Source organism: Tardiphaga sp. 37S4 (assembly GCF_021044645.1).
Classification (GTDB): domain Bacteria; phylum Pseudomonadota; class Alphaproteobacteria; order Rhizobiales; family Xanthobacteraceae; genus Tardiphaga; species Tardiphaga robiniae.
Genome location: NZ_CP088008.1, coordinates 3,378,707 through 3,397,029, shown reverse-complemented (window position 1 = coordinate 3,397,029; position 18,323 = coordinate 3,378,707). Strand labels below are relative to the sequence as shown.

The following is an 18,323-nucleotide window of genomic DNA, read 5'->3' as shown; positions in this document are numbered from 1 at the left end:
ATGTTTCTTCGCATCCTCGATCGGCTTGAGGAACTGCTGATCATGACATTGATCGCGGCCGCGACCGTGATCATTTTCATTGCAGTGGCACATCGCTACCTCGTCGGCATCCCGTTCTTCTATCCGTTTTTGTTCCCGATCCACCTGTCGTGGGCGCAGGAGCTGTGCATCTTGATGTTTGTGTGGATGGCGAAGTTCGGCGCCGCCTACGGCGTGCGGACCGGCATCCATGTCGGCGTCGATGTGCTGGTGAACCAACTCGACCCGCCCTGGCGCAAGACGGTGGTGATGTTCGGTCTGCTCTGCGGCGCGCTCTTCACCTTTGTGGTCGGGAGCATGGGCGCGAAATTCGTCTACGGGCTGATGTACACCGATCAGGTGACGCCCGATCTCGAACTGCCGAGCTGGATCATCTATCTCTGTGTTCCGCTCGGCTCCTATCTGATGTGCTTCCGCTTCCTGCAGGTTGCTCGCAAGTTCTGGCGCACCGGCGAACTCCCACATCATGACGAGACCGACGTGGAGGGGATCGATCCCGAAGCCGCCGCCGCCAGCGCCGCGAGGATCATCCGATGATCGCTGCCATTATTTTCGGACTGCTTGTTGTGCTGATGCTGACGGGCATGCCGATCTCGATCGCGCTCGGTCTCACGGTGCTGACGTTCCTGTTTTTCATGACCAACGTGCCGATCGAATCCGTCGCGCTGAAGCTGTTTACCGGCATCGAGAAGTTCGAGATCATGGCGATCCCGTTCTTCATCCTCGCCGGAAACTTCCTTACGCATGGCGGCGTCGCGCGGCGAATGATCGAATTCGCGCGGACGATGATCGGCCATTGGGCCGGCGGACTGGGCATTGCAGCCACGATGGCCGCCGCGCTGTTTTCAGCGGTGTCGGGGTCTTCGCCGGCGACTGTGGTGGCGATCGGCTCGATCATGCTGCCGGCCATGCTTTCGGTCGGCTACCCGAAGCGCTTTGCTGCCGGCATCATCGTTACCGGCGGCGCGCTCGGCAACCTGATTCCGCCTTCGATCATCATGGTGATCTACGCAGTATCGACCAGCGGTGCGGTTTACTTCGGTCCCGCCGGCGAGAAGGTCTCTTCCGCCTCGGTCGGACAATTGTTCATGGCCGGAATGATACCGGGTGTGATCCTGGCCGTCATGCTCTCCGCCACGACCTGGTATCGCGCGTGGAAGAACAACTATCCGCGCATACCCAAGGCAACCTGGGCCGAGAGCTGGCACGCCTTTCGGGAATCAGCTTGGGGCATTTCGCTGATCGTTATCGTGCTGGGAGGCATCTATCTCGGCTGGTTCACGCCGACGGAAGCCGCCGCCATGAGCGCCGTCTACGCCTTCCTGATCGAGATGTTCATCTACAAGGACATGAAGTGGAAGGACGTGCCCAAGGTTCTTCTGATCTCGGCCAGCATGAGCGCGATGATCCTCTACATCGTCACCAACGCGGTGTTGTTCTCGTTCCTGATGACCAGCGAGCAGATCCCGCAGGCGATGTCGAACTGGATCACGAACAGCGGCATCAACTGGATCACCTTCCTGCTGGTGGTGAACCTGCTGCTGCTGCTCGCGGGCAATGTGATGGAGCCGTCCTCGATCGTTCTGATCATGGCGCCGATCCTTTATCCGATCGCCGTCAAGCTCGGCATTCATCCGGTGCACTTCGGCATCATCATCGTGGTCAATATGGAAATCGGCATGTGTCATCCGCCGGTGGGACTCAATCTCTACGTCGCCTCCGGTATCGCGAAGATGGGGATCACCGAACTCTCCATTGCCGTGCTGCCGTGGCTGATCACGCTGCTGATTTTCCTCGGCCTCATCACCTACATTCCGGAACTCTCGCTGTGGCTGCCGCGATTGCTCGGGATGCTGTGACAAAAGAATTCTGAAGTGTGTTCCATCGTGAATGCATATTCAGAAAACGAACACATCCGGAAAACATATGGCCAAAGCGTAAGTTGAAGGTCCGGCGGCGCGGGATCATCTTCAGGTGACTTTCCAAAGGAGGTTGCCATGAAGAAGATCTTGCTCGCCGGTGCCGCTGTTGCCGTGATCGCCGGTTCTACCGCGGTCTATGCCCAGCACCGTCCATGGATGCATCATCACGTCAGAATGAATCCGGAAGACCGCGCTGCGTTCGCCGATGCGCGCATCGCTGCCGTGAAGGCCGGTCTCAAGCTGACGCCGGATCAGGAGAAGATGTGGCCGGCCGTTGAGAGCGCGGTGCGCGATTTCGCCAAGCTGCGCATCGACCGCGCCAATGCGCGCATGGAAGAGCGCAAGAACCGCGACGACGACGCGAAGCGGGCCGACACGCCGGACAATCCGGTCGCCCGCCTGCAGCAGCGCGCCGGCGACATGGCCACCACGGCCGCCGCGCTGAAGAAGATCGCCGATGCCGCCGACCCGCTCTACAAGACCCTCGATGACGGGCAGAAGCGGCGACTGGCAGTGCTGACCCATATGGACCGCCGCTTCGGCGGCGGGGAGGGCGGCTGGCGTCACCGTGGCCCGCGCCCGGGCTATGAGCGCGGCAGCTTCGAAGGCGAGGGATTCGGCCCTCCCGGCTTCGATCGCCCGCGTTTCGGCGATGACGACGATCGCGGTCCCGGTGGCCCCGGCGACAGATTCGAGCGCAACCCCGCGCCGGGCGCCGAACGGCTCTGATCTGGAGCAGTTTTCCACGGTCGCAACAACGAAGAAGCCGCTGAAATCCAGCGGCTTTTTCGCATTTTTGCGATTGCGAAAATCGGTGCAATTTTTGTGACAGCGTCGCTGGACATCCCCGGATCGCTTTGCTAAACGACGCCGTCCCCACGGGGATATCCGGATCTGGATCCGGGCGCATAGCTCAGTTGGTAGAGCAGGTGACTCTTAATCACCGGGTCCTAGGTTCGAGCCCTAGTGCGCCCACCAAAAAATCTCAACAAATCAGTTTGTTAGAATTTCGGTGGTCAGTCATTCCGACCGGACGTCGTCTGTCATTCTGACGGGTCGCCTGCTTTTGGTCTTTTGCTGAGCCATCCATCAGCCAGACGGCCAAGCCACGAAGAAACGTCGAAAACCCGTTGAGCCTCCTCCGCGCGCTGCAGCGGTCTTTCCGGAGGTCTTTGCGAACCCGAGCGAAACCGCAGACAGAATTTTTCTATTGGTCCCGTACCCTCTGCTGGAGGTGGCCAGGTGGAACCGCCGGGATGCGTGTACGTTCCTACATCTGGAGAAACAGCATTCCGGTGCCGTCGTGCGGCGCGCTTTGCATTCAAGTCCAATCACCAAGCAGCAAATGGGAGTTTGTCGATGCTCAGCGCCTTCATCAACGGAAAAGACATCAAAACCGGTACCGTGATTTCTGTCGTCGCCAAATCGGTGGCGCCGGGAGAAACGCTTGCGCTCGAATACCCAAACAAAAGTCGGGTGTCAGGTAAGGTAATCTCAGCTTCGCACAGCGAGCTCGAATTGGAGATCAATTCGGAGGCTTGGCGGCTGCGTCCACACGCCCCGAGCGACAGCACCATCCACAATGACCTGTCCGATAAAGATGCATCATTCTGGACGGTCCAGGCGAAGCTCTAGACTATTCGTCCTGGCCGGTTTGCGACCTCAGGCCTGGTTTGAAAACCGCGGTGGCCGAATTTAAGAAACGTTAGGGGCAGACGGGCCACTATCTGTAGATGAAGCTCTTTTTGCGGCTTTGCGCGGGTTCGGCGGCCGGTATTCTGGCGACGGTAATCTTGTGTCTAGCGCTCATGCTGGGCGCCAGTCAGTTCGGAATACCCAACGATCATCCTGTGGTGAAGTACATGATCCATGGCATCGCAACGATATGCTGGGTGTTGGGAATAGGCGCCGGCCTGTATTTTCATTTTCGGCACCGATCTGGTTTTAGGCTTCCCAAGCAGTAAAGCCGCCTCAGTGGGCGGCTCTTTCATTTTGGCGACCTGGGGGCGGATCGGTGGATAGTCTCAAAGCCCACGCGCGGTTCGTTCAGGATCTTCGCCAGAGGATCGTGTTTCGGAGTCGTCCGAGGGGATGCCGTCGGTTTGTGCCGGCGCTCGGCGACCATCGCGCGCTCGGCATTGGCCGCGCGCGAACCGTGCTCTTCAACAAAGCCGATCCTGGGTTCGTCGAGCAGCTTGGACTGCCATGCTTTTGTGTTCGTCATTCCGGCATTCTAGCCGATGGCGTGCGGCTCTGCAAAAGCCCGCGGGTGAGGCGGGTGGGGATCGTACGCGCAACGCCGCCCTGGGCGGAGTATGATCGCCCCGGCGACGTTGGCTAAACACTGGGCCCTCAAATCCCCAGTTCAAATTGGTACGATGGACGTGGCTGAAAGGTTCAAGGGAGCCAAAGAAAAAACGCCCGAGGGCATCGAGCGGGTTATGGCGGTCTGCGGTTCGGCGATATGCCGCGAGACGTCGAGCATAGCCAAGACCCTACCAATGCAATGAAAACCCGCCGAGCTGCGCCGGCGGGTTTCTTCTGCCTACTGGCGATACGGCTCGTCAGGGAGTGGTCCGAGCGGCCCGCGGCGTCGCTGCAGGCGCAGCGGTCCTGGTTTTCTGGATTGCCTGGCTGACCGGTAATTGCAGCACGATTGCCTTCTGCCCGGGCCTCAGGTCTGTGACGAGAACAATCCTGCCATTTGAGAATTCCAGCGCGTCGTGGTGATTGTGATACTGGCCCATGTCAATTTGACGAAACCGGGCTAGTCGATCGTTGACGTTGCGGCGAAACACCCATCCATCGACTCGGACGTTTTCTTCAAAAGCGATCTCGGTGCCAGGGCGAAGGCATACCGCAACGTTTGGATCGTCGAAGCTTGCGAACCCTTTGGTCGTCGTCGAAGGAAATCTTGCCGATACCAACCTATCCGCCACCTCTGCGGGACGGTTGGCGACCGCGTGCAGGCTGTAATCACACATGGATGCGCTCCTATGGACGGCCACCCAGCAAATGCTGCAACATCCGTGAACCCCGTTGGTTGCAGCGCGGGGCAAAAAAAGCTGCCGGCCCAGGCGTCACCTCATTCTGACCGCGCCAAAATTCCAAGCCTAACGTCCAGATAGGCGCGTCCAGGATCGCTTCGACGTTCGACCGCCGCCTTCACGCGTTTGCTCGAAGTGCTGCGCCATCGTTCGTGAGTATGGAGCAGGAGCCACCGCATGGTTCAGCCCGTTGCTGTCCATGCAGTGGTGCGCGGTCCCGGATACGCACGTCCGCGAAGTCCGGCAGGGTCGTGCGTTCGTTGCCGAGCGTCGATCTCGGATTGAGGTCGATTAGCTGTAGAAGATACCTCCATCCACGTTGAGTGCCTGGCCCGTCACGAAGGCGGAATCGTCGGAGGCGAAGAATGCGACGGGGCCGACGACGTCTTCCGGCTCGCCGAGCCGATGCAGGTCGGTGATCTTCTCGAAATAGGTGACCCGCTCCGGATCGCGCAGGTTGTTGCGGCCCATCTCGGTGAGGATGATGCCGGGGCATACGGCATTCACCGTGATGCCATGGCCACCGAATTCCATCGACGAGACCCGCGTGAAGCCCACCACAGCGGATTTCGACGCGGCATAATGCGACTGGCCGGGACCGCCGGTGCGCGCGGCCAGCGAGGCGATGTTGACGATGCGCCCGTATTTGCGCTCCTTCATGTGGACGACCATCGCCTGGGTCATCTGGAACACGCCGCGGACGTTCACGGCGAAGGTCTGGTCCCAGTGTTCGGGCGTGGTTTCTTCGATGCTCGCGAGACGCAGGATGCCGGCATTGTTGACGAGAACATCGACATGGTCGAGAGCCGCGACCGCTTCCGCAACCGAGCGCTGGCAATCCTCGAGCTTGCTGACATCGGCCAGAACCGGAATGCACTTGGTCCCGAGCTTCTTCACATCGGTGACGGTCTCCAGCAGCGTGCTCTCCTGCGCTGCGATGTCGGTCAGAGCGAGATTGTAGCCGCGCTCGGCGAGGCCAAGGGCGATGGCGCGTCCGATTCCGCGGCTGGCACCGGTGACGATGGCATGTCTGGTCATGTGATGTTCCTGCTTCTATGAAAGCTGTCGATGGATGAATTAGGCGCGCGCGCCGCGGACGGGCAGCGTGTTCATCGCCTTGACCGTTTCCTCGAAGGACACGAGATTGGCGCCGGAACCGAGCCCCGTCGCGACGGTGGCGGCGGTGGCTGTCGCCAGTTTTGCGCAGTCCAGCAGGTCCCAGTCGCGGACGAGGCCGGCGATGAAGCCGCCGGTATAGGAATCGCCGCAGCCGGAGGTGTCGCGCACCTTCACCTCGAAAGCCGGCACCGTGAACTGCCGTCCGTCGCGCGTCATGATGAAAGAGCCGTGCTCGCCGAGCGAGATCGCGCAGGCACCGGCGCCCTTGCCGATGAAATATTGCGCGCAGGCCGCGGGGTCGTCGGTGCCGACCAGCGCGTGGGTCTCGTCGATGCTCGGCATGAAGAAGTCCGTATAGGGCATCAGCGGTTCGACCAGTGCCAGCGTCTCGCCGCGTGCCTGGATGAGATCGACGGTGGTGATGCAGCCGGCCGCCTTGGCGTCGCGCAGCAGCGCCACCGTCGGCTCGCCGTCCATCGCCAGCAGCGACCCGACGCCGCCAAGATGCAGCACCTTGCTGCGGCAGGCGGCTTTCTGCGCTTCGGGCGAAATCTTCCAGCGTGCGGAGGCGCCGCGCGCATGCAACACCGGCCGCGAGCCATCCGGACGGATCGGCAGGATGGTGGCGGAGGTCGGCACGCCGGCCATCCGCTCCATCACCGAAATATCGATGCCCTCGCGCTGCATCGCATTCAGCACCCAGTCGGCCTTTTCGTCGGCGCCGACCGCGCCGACGGCGAGCGCCTTCAGTCCGAGACGCGCGCAGGGCACCACGGTGCCGCCCGCGGTGCCGGCGACCGTGAGCCGGATCTCATCGATCAGCGCGCGGCCGCCGCCGGCCGGGATTTCAGTGACGGGGACGCCGAGGATGTCCAGGATATAGGTACCGCAGACGCTGACGTCGTGGGGATGGGCCATATGGCAAGTCTCGCAATTGTTGGTGCTGGTTGGTTAGGTCGAGGTTTTCGGCGTGCCGTCGCTGTCGCGCAGGCCGTATTGTCCCCATCGCTTCAGGATGCTGTCGATCTCGGCATCCGGCAGCAGCGGCGGCGTGCCGAGTTGCAAGCAGCCGTGATACTGCTTGGCGAGCACTTCGACCTCCACCGCAAGCCACATCGCCTTGCGCAGATTGGGGCCGATGGCGATCAGCCCGTGATGGGCGAGCAGGCAGGCGCGGCGATAGCGCAGCGCCTCCAGTGCCGCTTGCGACAGTTCCGCGGTGCCATATTGCGCATAGGGCGCGCAGGGGATGTCGTTGCCGCCGGCCGCCGCGATCATGTAGTGGATCGCGGGAATGCTGCGGTTCATGATCGCGATGATCGTGCAGAAGATCGGATGCGCGTGCACGACGGCATTCGTTTCGGGCTTGGCCTTGAGTATGTCGAGGTGGAAACGCCATTCCGTCGAGGGCACGCGGCCAGCCGGCGCCGTCCACGAGCCATCCCATTTCATCGCGACGATGTCTTCCGGCCGCATGCTGTCATAGGGAACACCGGACGGCGTCAGCAGGATGCCGTCCCCGGTGCGGACGCTGATATTGCCGGACGTGCCCTGATTGATACCGGCAGCCGACATTTCGTGGCAGGCATCGATGATGGCCTGCCGGGTTGCGACGTCTGCGGCGCTTGGATGCGTCATGGCTTGTTTCCTCGAAAGTCGTCGCTGCGGCTCTTACCGGCCGCTGCGGGCGATCGTTATATCGGTGCGAGGCGGGTCAGCGCCCCATGGCGAAGAATTCGTCGTTCGGCCGCATGCTGGTGACATTCGCCAACCGGTTCGACATGCCGAAGAAGGCGGCGATGGCAGCGATATCCCAGACGTCGTCCTCCGTGAAGTCGTGGCGCTTCAGCGCCTCGATATCGGCATCGCCGACCTCGTAAGCCTGCATCGAGACCTTCATGGCGAAATCGAGCATCGCGCGCTGCCGCGGCGTGATGTCGGCCTTGCGATAGTTCACCGCGATCTGGTCGGCAATCAGCGGGTTCTTGGCGCGGACGCGCAGGATGGCACCATGCGCCACCACGCAATACTGGCACTGGTTGGCATTGCTGGTGGCCACCACGATCATCTCGCGCTCGGCCTTGGTGATCGGGCCTGGCTTGTCCATCAGCGCATCATGATAGGCGAAGAAGGCGCGGAATTCGTCGGGCCGATGCGCCAGTGTCAGGAACACGTTGGGCACGAAGCCGGACTTTTCCTGCACCGCGAGGATGCGCGTGCGGATGTCCTCCGGCAGGCTGGAGATTTCGGGGACGGGGAAGCGGCTGATGGCTGGGGTGGTCATGGTTTCTGTTTCCTCTCAGGCGGTCGCGAGTGCAACCAGTCTGTCCTGGTATTCTTCAAAAGCGTCGCGTTGATCTGCAATATGGGGTTCGGCGCGGACCAGGCATGTATGCGCCGAGCAGCCCTGGCCGAATTGCGAGGTGCCGATGTCGAGCGTCAGCACGTTCGGATTGCCGGCGACTTCGAGACCGGTCTCGGCGCGCGGGGTGAACCAGGCGCCGGTCGGCAGCACCAGCACGCCGGAGCGCACGCTGTCGGTGACGTCAGCAGTGGCGAGACAGGCGCCGCGTGCATTCCAGATGCGGATGGTCTGTCCGTCGCTGATGCCGCGCGCCGCGGCGTCGTCGGGATGCAGCCGTGCCTGTTCGCGGCCGTTGCGCTTGTTGGCCACGCTGGCGACGCCGGTTTCGATCTGGCTGTGCAGCCGGCCGGCCGGTTGATGCGAGATCATGTGCAAGTCGGACGCATCGCTGCCGCTGCCGAGCCATTCCGCCGGCTCAACCCAGGCCGGATGCGACGGACAATCGGCATAACCGAGCCGGGCAAGGGTCTTGCTGCCGAGCACAATCTTGCCGCTTTCGGTCTTGAGCGCATGCGCCTCGGGATCGATGCGGAAATCGGCGAGGAAAGTGTGGTCGGCGCGCACCGGGCAGCGCGCATAGCCGTCGTGCCAGAATGTTTCGAAGTCGGGCATGTCGAAGCCGAGCCGCTCGGAGGCGTCCTGCCGGCTCGCCTCATAAAGATGACGGACCCAGCCGATTTCGTCGCGGCCTTCGTTGAAGCGGTCGGCAACGCCGAGCTTGCCGGCGATGCGGTCGAAAATCTCGAAGTCGGGCAGTGAGTCTCCGACCGGCTTGATGGCCTGTTTCATCGCAATGATGAAGTCGGAGCGCCTGTTGCCGGCAAGGTCGTTGCGTTCGATCGATGTGGTCGCCGGTAGCACGATGTCGGCGCGCTGTGCCGTCGCGGTGAACATCGGATCCTGGACGATAATGGTCTCGGGCCGCGTCCAGGCTTCGGACAGCCGGTTGAGATCCTGATGGTGATGATAGGGATTGCCGCCGGCCCAGTAGACCAGCCTTGTGTCCGGATAGGTTCGCGTCTCGCCCTCATAGGTGAAGGTCGCGCCGGGATTGAGCAACATGTCGCTGATGCGCGCCACCGGGATGAAGCTATCGATCGGGCGCGTGAGTTGCGAGATGGCCGGTGACTTGCCGAGATTGATGGGCGAGCCGACGCCGCCGAGCGAGGCATAGCCGTAGCCGACACCGCCGCCCGGCAGCCCGATCTGGCCGATGATGGAGGCGAGGCCGAGCGCTGCCCAGAACGGCTGCTCGCCATGATGTGCGCGCTGCAGGCTCCAGCTCACGGTAAGCATGCTGCGGGTATCGACGAGGCGTCGCGCCAGCTGGCGGATGCCGTCGGCATCGAGCCCACAGATCTCCGCGGCCCAGGCTGCATCCTTGCGAATGCCGTCTGACGAGCCGTCGAGATAGCCGAGCAGTTGCTCGGCGCCGCTGGTGCAGCGATCAAGGAAATCCCGGGCGTGCCGGCCTGCCTTCACGATCTCGCCGGCGAGGCCCAGCATCAGCGCGGTGTCAGTGTTCGGGCGGATCGGCCACCATTCGGCATCGACCCAATCCGGCATATCGTCCTTCAGCGGCGAGACGTGAACGATGCGGATGCCGCGCTCGGCGATTTTCCTGAGATAGGATTCGAGGCGGTGGGTGCCGATGCCACCGGCCTCGGTCTGCGCAGTGCGCGGCGATAGCGCGCCGAACACCACAAGCGTGTCGGTGTGTGCGGCTATGGTGTCGAGCGTATTGGCCTGGCCGTCGCAAGCATCCGAGCTTCCCAGCGTATGGCGCAGGATCACCGGGCCGGCAGCAATGGAATACGTATCCACATGCCGGGTGAAGCCGCCGATCAGATTGAGCATGCGCTTGAGCAAAGACGACGCATGATGCAGGCGGCCCGAATTGGTCCAGCCATAGGAGCCCGCGAAGATCGACGCATTGCCGTGGGTGTTCGAGACGCGACGGATTTCGTCGGCCACCAGCGTGGTCGCCTCATCCCAGCTGACGGGCACGAACTTCTCCGCGCCGCGCTTGCGCCGATCGCTGTGCTCGCGCTTGTCGAGCCAGCCGGAGCGCACCATCGGACGCAGAACGCGGCGTTCAGGATTGGCCCATTCCGGCACCGAATGGATGATCGGCGAGGGGGCGGGATCATGGGCGAACGGCTCGATGCCCACGATCTGTTCGTCCTGCACGAGGATCGTATAGGCGCCCCAGTGACTGCAATGCGGGATCCGCTTGATCTCACTCACGCATCGTCTCCGTGTCGTTGCTCGCCGGTCCTGTCAGGATGCATGGGACAGCGGCCGTTCCATCTCGCGCCGCATCTGCGCGGCGAAGTCCGGATAGGTTTCGGCGACCTCGTCGTAAACACGCCCGCGCAGCAAAGCCAGCGTCTGCGGATCCGGCAGCGCGGTCTGTTCCGGCTGGCTTTCATGGGTGAACTGGAAGCCGGTGGCGTCCTTGATACCTGCGAGGTCGTGTCCGGGATGGACGCTCTGCAGGTCGAAGCCCGGACGCCTCTTGTCGAAGCGGAACAGCGCCTTGCTGGTCAACAGCGCGATCGGGCCGCCACTGCGGTAAACGCCATCGTCGCTGACGCCGGGCGTGCTGATGAAATCCACCTTCTCGACCAGAGCACGCGGCGTGTGCTCCTCGCGAAACAAGATCACGCGCGGCACGACGTAATACAGATAGGCCGATCCGAACGAGCCGGGCCATCGCACTTGCGTTTGCGGATAGTCGCCGGTGCCCACCAGATTGACGTTGCCACGGCCGTCGATCTGGCCGCCTCCGAGGAAGAAGGCATCGATGCGGCCCTGGCCGGCGCAATCGAACAGTTCGGCCGAGCCGTTGGTGAAGAAATTGTGCTCCACCGATCCGAGGATCGAGATGCGCGGGCCTTTCTCGCCGGCCTGCTGCTTTAGCGCTCGCAGCAGCATGGCGCCGGCCGCGGGGATCGGTGAGGACGCACCGACAGCGACATGCCGGACGCCGTCGAGCAGTTTGGCGACGGTGCAGATCAGGATTTCGCGCGGGTGAACCTCGCTCATCATGCGGGTTCCATCTGTGCGTTCGTCATGTAGTCGGCAAAACCCTCGGCGCTGCGCGCGGCGCGCGCATAGCGCAGGATCTCGGCCGTGTCGGTCGGATACTCGCCCCACAGGCCGTAGGGCCAAGCGCCCTTCGGCGCGACGGCGACTTCGGTGACATAGAGCGCCGGCAGCACGCCCGCTGCGCTCATCTCATTGGCGAGCAGGCTGTCGTCCACGATGCGCTCGACAGTGACGAGTGTGGTGGCCGATGCATAAGCCATCGCGGCGAGTTCGCGGCGTCGTCCGATCCACACATTGCCGAAACGGTCAGCCATCGGCGCGTGGAAGATCGTGATATCGGGTTTGATCGCGGGGATGAGCACGATGGGATCGCCGCCATCCGCCAGCGGATTGTCGATGACGCGCCAGTCGCTGCGATGGTGCAGGAGGTCGCTGCCGATCAGTCCGCGCATCGGCATGAACGGGCTGCCTTTCTGCGCGGCCATCAGGCCGGCATGGATAGCGGGGCAGGTGGCGTCCTTCAATGCGATCGCGCCGTTCCTGACGGCTGCGTTGAAGCGCGGTGCGCCGCCGGCTTCGCCGAGCGATACGGCGCTGGTCTCGACCGACCGAACCAGACCGGCGCCGACGAGTTGGTCCACCTGAAGGCCACCGGTCGGCACGCAGACGAGATCGAGATTGCGTGTGTTGCGTTCAATGATCGGGCGCGTCATTGCCATCGAGACGCCGGCATAATCCACCGGCAGCGCCAGCCGGACCCCCGGCTCCACATACTTCGCCAACGCGCGAAGATCGCTTACCACAATTCGCCTCCCGATTTATATGTTCTATATTGTAGAACATGGTTCTAAATAAAATTAGTCGCGCGGCGCCGCGGCTGTCAATCCGTTTGTGTCGCGAAGCACTTTGCCAATAGGGGAAAATGCAGACCCGTCGGTAAGTCGATGACGATCGGCGCGTCGTCGCATCGCGCATTCACTTGACAAGACGATGCGTCACGCCAACAATAATTGGAATAACGTCTCATAATATAGAACGACCAGGGAGGTTGATGATGGCTGAGCCATTGGCGCTGCGCGTGGGACATTCCGGCGCGGGTGTTCCGGCGTCGCAGTCGGGCGGCGCAAGCGAGCGTCAGGTCATCGGTTCGCGCATCGCAGTTCGCGATGCCGAGAAACGGTACGGCCAGTTCCATGCCGTCAATCGTATCAATCTCGATATCGAACCCGGCGAATTCATCACGCTGCTCGGCCCGTCCGGCAGCGGCAAGACCACATTGCTGAACCTGCTGGCCGGTTTCCAGAGCCTCGACGGCGGCGAGATTCTCGTGGACGGCAGGCCGGTGCACAACGTGCCCACGCATAAGCGCGGATTCGGCATGGTGTTCCAGAGCTATGCGCTGTTTCCCAACATGACGGTGACACAGAATGTCGCGTTCCCGCTGCGCATGGCCGGCGTCGATCGCGCCACCACCGAGCGGCGCGTCGCCGAGACGCTGGAAATCATGCGCCTGTCGGATCATGCGAACAAATCGCCGTCGGAAATGTCCGGCGGACAGCAACAGCGCGTCGCCATTGCGCGCGCCATCGTGATGCGGCCGAAGGTCGTGCTGATGGACGAGCCGCTCAGCGCGCTCGACCGCCGGCTGCGCGAATCAATCCAGATCGAGATACGCGATCTGCATCAGACGATCGGCAGCACGATCCTGTTCGTGACACATGATCAGGGCGAAGCGCTCACCATGAGCGATCGCATCGCCGTGCTGGATGCCGGCAGGATCGTGCAGATCGGCCGCCCGCTCGACATCTATCGTCACCCGTCCAATCGTTTTGTGGCGTCGTTTGTCGGCGAGAGCAATCTGATTGAAGCCGAGATCATGCAGAAGCGCGGCACCACCGTGACGCTGAAGAACCGCGCTGGCTATGTGTTCGATGCCGAGAGCCGCGACGCCATCGATGTCGGTCGCGTCACCGTGCTGGTGCGGCCCGAGCGCATCGCGATTACCAGCGAGCCAACCGCAAGCTCGACTCCGGTGACTGTGACGTCAGCGATCTTCCTCGGCGAGATCCTGCGCATCGAGGCGCAGATGGACGGCGGCGACACGCTGCTGATCCGCTGCACCGACACCGCCAGGCGGCCGCTGCCCGATATCGGCGATCGCCTGCATGTGAGCTGGGGTCCGGCAGACTGCTGGGTGCTGACATGACGACGATCTCGCTGTCCGAGGAGCCGCGGCATCAGGCGAGCTCCAGCCTGGCCATGAAGCTCAAGAACCCCGCGCTGCTGCTGCTGCCCGCGGTCGCTTTCCTGTCGTTCATCTATCTGCTGCCGCTGGTCGATCTCATTCGCATCAGTATCAGCGGGCCAAGCTGGCTGACCTATTTCCAACGCGTCTTTGCGGTGCCGCTCTATTGGGAATCGCTGGTCCGCACCATGCAGATCTCGGTCACGGTCGCATTCCTGTGCCTGTTGTTCGGCTATCCCACCGCACTCCTGATCCATCGCACCCGCGGCATCACCCGCGCGCTGATCGCCACCGCGATCGTGCTGCCATACTTCATCGCGATCCTGATCCGCACCTATGCATGGATGGTGCTGCTTGGCCGCAATGGACCGGTCAACAAATTTCTGGTGTCGATCGGTATCCTGAGCGAGCCGGTCCAGCTCTTGTTTCACCGCGGCACCGTGCTGCTCGGCATGACGGCGGTGCTGCTGCCGCTGATGGTGCTGACCATCTATTCGAGCGTGTCGCGGCTCGATCCCGGTCTCACACGCGCGGCGCTGGCCAGCGGTGCGGGGCCTATTGCCGTGTTTTGGCGGGTGCTGCTGCCGCTGACGCTGCCCGGCATTGGCGCCGGCTTCCTGCTGGTTTTCGTGGCCGCGATCGGCTTCTTCATCACGCCGACACTGCTCGGCGGCCCGGGCGACCAGATGTTCGCCATGCATATCACGCAGCAGGCGGACTCGGTGACGTCTGAGGGCTTCCTGCAGGCGCTGGGCGTCGTGTTGTTGTTGATCACGCTGCTGGTGGTTGCCATCGCCGGACGTTTCCTTGGCCTGGAATTCATCTGGGGCGGGCGCAAGCTCACCGAGACGACAGCAGGGAAGGTCGCGCCAGCGGCAACGTCCGCCACCGCGCGTCGCAGTTTCGGCAGCGCATTCGCCGACGCCATCGGCTGGCCGCTGCTCCGGCTGTTCGGCATGCTGCCGGCCAGTTGCGGCACATGGACGGTCCGTCTGATGGGTGGCTTGGTGGTCGCGCTTCTGATCCTGCCCATTATCGTGGTCATGATCATCTCGTTCAGCAGCGCCAGCTATCTGACCTTTCCGCCGCCGGGCTTCTCGCTGCGCTGGTACGAGCAGTTCTTCTCCGACACCAACTGGATGCGCGCGTTCTGGACATCCGCGCTGATCGCGGCAGTCTCGGCCTTCATTGCGGTCGGTCTCGGTACATGCGCGGCGCTGGGCATCGTCAGGGGTAATGTGCGCGGCAAATCCGCGATCATGCTGCTGCTGGTCAGCCCGATCATCGTGCCGCCGGTGGTGCTCGGCTTGTCGCTCTACACGCTGTTCCTGAAGTTCGATCTGGTCGGCTCGGTGTTCGGCCTTGCGGCGGCCCATGCCATCGGCGGTTTGCCGATCGTGGTGGTGATCCTGTCTGCTGCGCTGCAGAACGTGGACTCGCGGCTCGAACAGGCCGCCTCGGTCCATGGCGCGTCGTCGCTCACGGTGCTGCGGCTGGTGACGCTGCCGGCGATTGCGCCGGGCCTTGCGGCCGCGACCTTCTTTGCGTTCCTGCATTCGTTCGACGAATTGGTGCTGACCCTGTTCCTGTCGAGCGCTCAGTTGAAGACGCTTCCGTTGATGCTGTGGGGCGACATCAATTACCGGCTCAACCCGGTACTGGCCGTCGTGTCCACGCTCGAAGTGCTGCTGGTCGTGGGAGGACTGTTCCTCGCCCGGCCAGTGCTCGCAACGTCGCAAAAAGCGACCTGATGACAAACGATCAAACAGGAGGAAACACACTATGATGGGAATGAAACGCTTCAGGCTGCCGGCCTTGGCTTCGGCGGCGTTCATCGCCATGGGGACGGGTCTGGCCGTTGCCCAGAGCAACGTCGTCATCATGCAGGATCCGGGTGGCGGCTATGGCGATGCCCTGCGCAAGGTGATGTACGATCCGTTCGAGAAGGAAACCGGCATCAAGGTCGTCACCGTGCAGGAAGCGCGCAGCGGTCCGCGCATCAAGGCGCAGGCCGAAGCTGGCAAGGCGCAGTGGGATCTGACCTTCATCTTTGATCAGGAAACCAAGCTGCTCGGCGACTGCTGCCTGGCTGACATCGACTATTCCAAACTGTCGGAATCCGCGCAGAAGACCCTGGCGGCGATGCCGGACAATCTGAAGCGCAAGAAGGGCGTCGCACTGCAAGTGATCGGCGTCGGCCTCGTCTACAACAAGGACAAGTTCAAGGGCGATAAGGCACCGCAGAACTGGGCCGACTTCTGGGACGTGAAGAAGTTTCCGGGGCGCCGCTGCATGCCAGCCTGGCCGCGCTTCACCTTCGAGGCGGCGCTGATGGCCGACGGTGTCGACAAGAGCAAGCTGTATCCGATCGACATGGAGCGTGCGCTCAAGAAGATCAAGGAGATCAAGCCGCACATCGTCAAATGGTGGACCACCGCCGCGCAGCCGCCGCAGCTGATCCTCGATGGCGAAGCCGATATGTGCCAGGCCTATACGGGCTCGATGAGCAAACTGGCGCTGGAAGGCGCTCCGATTGATCTCACCTTCAATCAGGGCTTCGTCTATTACGACTTCTTCTCTATCCCGAAGGGCGCGCCGAACTATGACAACGCGCTCAAGCTGCTGTCCTGGCGTCTCGACCCCAAGCGCGCCGCCCAGCTGACCTCCACTTTCCCAGTCGCGCTTCCTTCGAAGGTCGTGTTCGATGCGGCGACGGACAAGAACGTCGCGCGCTATTGGGCCAATAATCCTGAGAACGTCTCCAAGGCGATCGAATGGAGCCCGGACTTCTGGGGGGCGCCATCGCCCGCGGGCAATTCGACCAATGAAGAATATGCGCAGGAAAAGCTGAACGCACTGCTTGCTCAGTAAATCGCGCCACACAACAATGAGACCGGCGGCGGCCCAAGGCCGCCGGTCAGCCCGCAACAGAGAACTACCTCACATCGGCTGCTTGGATGGACAAGGCATTTATCAAGGGACTGAGGCTCCTCGAGGCGCTCGCGATGAGCGAGCAGCCGCGCGGGGTCACCGATCTCGCCAATGAGCTGAAGTTCACCAAGAGCAATGTGCATCGACTGCTGGCGACGCTGCAATCGCAGGGCTTCGTTCGCCAGATTCCGCCGCACAGCACCTATGAGCTCACAACCAAGCTATGGGTGCTCGGCAACCATGTCATTCAGCGCATGGATCTCATCCGTATCGCACGTCCGGCGATGACGGCGCTGGCCGAAGTCACCGGAGAGACCGTTCATCTGTCGGTGCTCGAGGGTACCGACGTTGTCTATGTGGACAAGATTGAAAGCGCGCATCATATCCGTGCGCATACCAGCGTCGGCATGCGTGCGCCTGCATTCACCATGGCAACCGGGAAGGCGATGCTCGCGCAAATGCCAGACGAATATCTGGAGAACTTTCGCCCGCATCTCAGGCGTTATACGGATACGACGCGAACGACCATCGAGGAGTTGCGCGAAGACATCCATGCGGCACGGGTACAAGGTTACTCGTCAGTGCTGCATGGCGAGTGGCGGGAAGGTATCGCCGCCTGTGCTTGCGCCATCGTTGGACGCTCCGGTGAACTCGTCGGAGCCATCGGCATGTCTGGCCCCGACATCCGGGTCAAGCGAAAGCAGATCAAGGAATACGCCGTTCACGTGATGGAAGCGGCGCGCGCCATCGGCCTGGCACTCGGCCATGTTCGTGCGATGTGAACAATGGCTGCCCATTCGAAGTCCGTGATACCGCATCGATGCTTCGGTTTGGACGCCTGAATCACGTCTAAGCCGATGCCTTCAATCGGCAAAAAACGGAAGACCGTACTTGCGAGATTACCCCGTAAGCGGACATATCCGGACATGCCAAAATCGACCCGAATGACCCACACCAGACATGGGCTGTTTCGATCTCCTGGGCACCGGCGCGCGCGGTCGCAGGAGCGCGGCAAGCACAGGGACGTCACCCGCGACGCCGCGAAATAACTGGTAGTACTCTCGCAAACCGTCGCGTTCGCTGTGAAAGCGAAAGTTGATCGACTGCCGCTATTGCGTGGTGGCCTTGGCTGAGCATCGTCGGCCATACGGCCATCGCCAGTGATCAACGAGGTGTCCGCTGCACGCGTTTTGCATGTCCTGCTTCGAAGTCGCTGCCGGCGAATCTACTTTCAATGGCGACAACTGAATCGCCACGATTTCGCCTCCGAGCGATCGGCTAATCTCGCAACGTCACGCAATGATTCTCGCGAGGCATTTGGGATGAATGATTTGATCCTCTGGAACGAGCTAACGCGCCGCGAACAGCGAATTATGAACAAGCTGTTCGGCGGCGGATCAGCCTATGGTGATGGTCCGATAGAAACAGTCAACCTCATGCGGCTCGGTCTGATCACCGAAAGCGGATTAACCTCGGCCGGCCTCGAGTTATTCATTGCTGCTTTCAAAGCGCAACGAGACGTCTGTCGGGCGAACTGATGGCGCGTAGAGCATCGTTCCGGTCCGCGCCTCATAACGTCGGATGTTCTTTTATTCGATCTTTGC

At 62.1% G+C, this 18,323-nt stretch carries 18 protein-coding genes and 1 tRNA gene; 10 read left to right on the top strand and 9 right to left on the bottom strand.

What is annotated here, in order from left to right; all coding sequences use genetic code 11:
* The 5 genes from LPB73_RS16255 to LPB73_RS16235 all read left to right on the top strand — a co-directional run bounded on the left by LPB73_RS16255 (window position 1) and on the right by LPB73_RS16235 (window position 3,596).
* Window positions 1-576 carry a TRAP transporter small permease gene (locus tag LPB73_RS16255; protein ID WP_068738416.1) on the top strand — a complete coding sequence of 192 codons (576 nt, stop codon included), beginning with the start codon at window positions 1-3 and terminating at the stop codon, window positions 574-576.
* Window positions 573-1,898 carry a TRAP transporter large permease gene (locus tag LPB73_RS16250; RefSeq protein WP_175366840.1) on the top strand — a complete coding sequence of 442 codons (1,326 nt, stop codon included), beginning with the start codon at window positions 573-575 and terminating at the stop codon, window positions 1,896-1,898. Before LPB73_RS16255 ends, LPB73_RS16250 begins: the two co-directional genes overlap by 4 nt.
* Before the next feature lie 138 nt (window positions 1,899-2,036).
* Window positions 2,037-2,690, top strand: coding sequence for a Spy/CpxP family protein refolding chaperone (locus LPB73_RS16245; protein ID WP_231077536.1), 654 nt, complete (start codon window positions 2,037-2,039; stop codon window positions 2,688-2,690).
* A 173-nt stretch (window positions 2,691-2,863) separates the two neighbouring features.
* Window positions 2,864-2,939, top strand: a tRNA-Lys gene (locus LPB73_RS16240).
* A 381-nt stretch (window positions 2,940-3,320) separates the two neighbouring features.
* A complete protein-coding gene (locus tag LPB73_RS16235; protein ID WP_093760270.1) occupies window positions 3,321-3,596 on the top strand; it encodes a hypothetical protein in 276 nt (91 codons plus the stop codon).
* A gap of 352 nt (window positions 3,597-3,948) precedes the next feature.
* Here the strand turns inward: LPB73_RS16235 and LPB73_RS16230 are convergent, their stop codons facing one another.
* From LPB73_RS16230 to LPB73_RS16190, 9 genes are all read right to left on the bottom strand, one after another.
* On the bottom strand, window positions 3,949-4,185 hold the full coding sequence (locus LPB73_RS16230) for a hypothetical protein (RefSeq protein WP_231077535.1): 237 nt from the start codon (window positions 4,183-4,185) through the stop codon (window positions 3,949-3,951).
* Between the two features lie 340 nt (window positions 4,186-4,525).
* The gene (locus LPB73_RS16225; protein WP_231077534.1) at window positions 4,526-4,945 is read right to left on the bottom strand and encodes a hypothetical protein; all 420 of its coding nucleotides are present in this window, start codon (window positions 4,943-4,945) and stop codon (window positions 4,526-4,528) included.
* Window positions 4,946-5,299: 354 nt separating this feature from the next.
* Window positions 5,300-6,046 (bottom strand): SDR family NAD(P)-dependent oxidoreductase, encoded by a 747-nt coding sequence (locus LPB73_RS16220; protein ID WP_231077533.1) that lies wholly within the window; start codon window positions 6,044-6,046, stop codon window positions 5,300-5,302.
* Window positions 6,047-6,085: 39 nt separating this feature from the next.
* Window positions 6,086-7,045 carry a sugar kinase gene (locus LPB73_RS16215; RefSeq protein WP_231077532.1) on the bottom strand — a complete coding sequence of 320 codons (960 nt, stop codon included), beginning with the start codon at window positions 7,043-7,045 and terminating at the stop codon, window positions 6,086-6,088.
* Window positions 7,046-7,078: 33 nt separating this feature from the next.
* Entirely contained in the window at window positions 7,079-7,765 is a 687-nt protein-coding gene (locus LPB73_RS16210) for a class II aldolase/adducin family protein (RefSeq protein ID WP_231077531.1), read from the bottom strand.
* A 76-nt stretch (window positions 7,766-7,841) separates the two neighbouring features.
* A complete protein-coding gene (locus LPB73_RS16205; protein WP_231077530.1) occupies window positions 7,842-8,411 on the bottom strand; it encodes a peroxidase-related enzyme in 570 nt (189 codons plus the stop codon).
* Between the two features lie 15 nt (window positions 8,412-8,426).
* Entirely contained in the window at window positions 8,427-10,739 is a 2,313-nt protein-coding gene (locus LPB73_RS16200; protein WP_231077529.1) for a molybdopterin-dependent oxidoreductase, read from the bottom strand.
* 33 nt (window positions 10,740-10,772) lie between these two features.
* The gene (locus tag LPB73_RS16195; protein ID WP_231077528.1) at window positions 10,773-11,540 is read right to left on the bottom strand and encodes a CoA transferase; all 768 of its coding nucleotides are present in this window, start codon (window positions 11,538-11,540) and stop codon (window positions 10,773-10,775) included.
* Complete coding sequence (locus LPB73_RS16190; RefSeq protein ID WP_120290474.1) at window positions 11,540-12,346, bottom strand: CoA transferase subunit A; 807 nt, start codon at window positions 12,344-12,346, stop codon at window positions 11,540-11,542. Before LPB73_RS16190 ends, LPB73_RS16195 begins: the two co-directional genes overlap by 1 nt.
* Before the next feature lie 251 nt (window positions 12,347-12,597).
* On the opposite strand from LPB73_RS16190, the gene LPB73_RS16185 reads away from it, so the two are divergent.
* The 5 genes from LPB73_RS16185 to LPB73_RS16165 all read left to right on the top strand — a co-directional run bounded on the left by LPB73_RS16185 (window position 12,598) and on the right by LPB73_RS16165 (window position 18,257).
* Window positions 12,598-13,749 (top strand): ABC transporter ATP-binding protein, encoded by a 1,152-nt coding sequence (locus tag LPB73_RS16185; RefSeq protein ID WP_231077527.1) that lies wholly within the window; start codon window positions 12,598-12,600, stop codon window positions 13,747-13,749.
* The gene (locus LPB73_RS16180) at window positions 13,746-15,539 is read left to right on the top strand and encodes an ABC transporter permease subunit (RefSeq protein WP_231077526.1); all 1,794 of its coding nucleotides are present in this window, start codon (window positions 13,746-13,748) and stop codon (window positions 15,537-15,539) included. Before LPB73_RS16185 ends, LPB73_RS16180 begins: the two co-directional genes overlap by 4 nt.
* Before the next feature lie 31 nt (window positions 15,540-15,570).
* Window positions 15,571-16,659, top strand: coding sequence for an extracellular solute-binding protein (locus LPB73_RS16175; protein WP_231077525.1), 1,089 nt, complete (start codon window positions 15,571-15,573; stop codon window positions 16,657-16,659).
* An 86-nt stretch (window positions 16,660-16,745) separates the two neighbouring features.
* Window positions 16,746-17,501 carry an IclR family transcriptional regulator gene (locus LPB73_RS16170; protein WP_231077524.1) on the top strand — a complete coding sequence of 252 codons (756 nt, stop codon included), beginning with the start codon at window positions 16,746-16,748 and terminating at the stop codon, window positions 17,499-17,501.
* A 540-nt stretch (window positions 17,502-18,041) separates the two neighbouring features.
* The gene (locus LPB73_RS16165) at window positions 18,042-18,257 is read left to right on the top strand and encodes a hypothetical protein (RefSeq protein WP_175366776.1); all 216 of its coding nucleotides are present in this window, start codon (window positions 18,042-18,044) and stop codon (window positions 18,255-18,257) included.
* The last annotated feature ends 66 nt before the right edge of the window (window positions 18,258-18,323 follow it).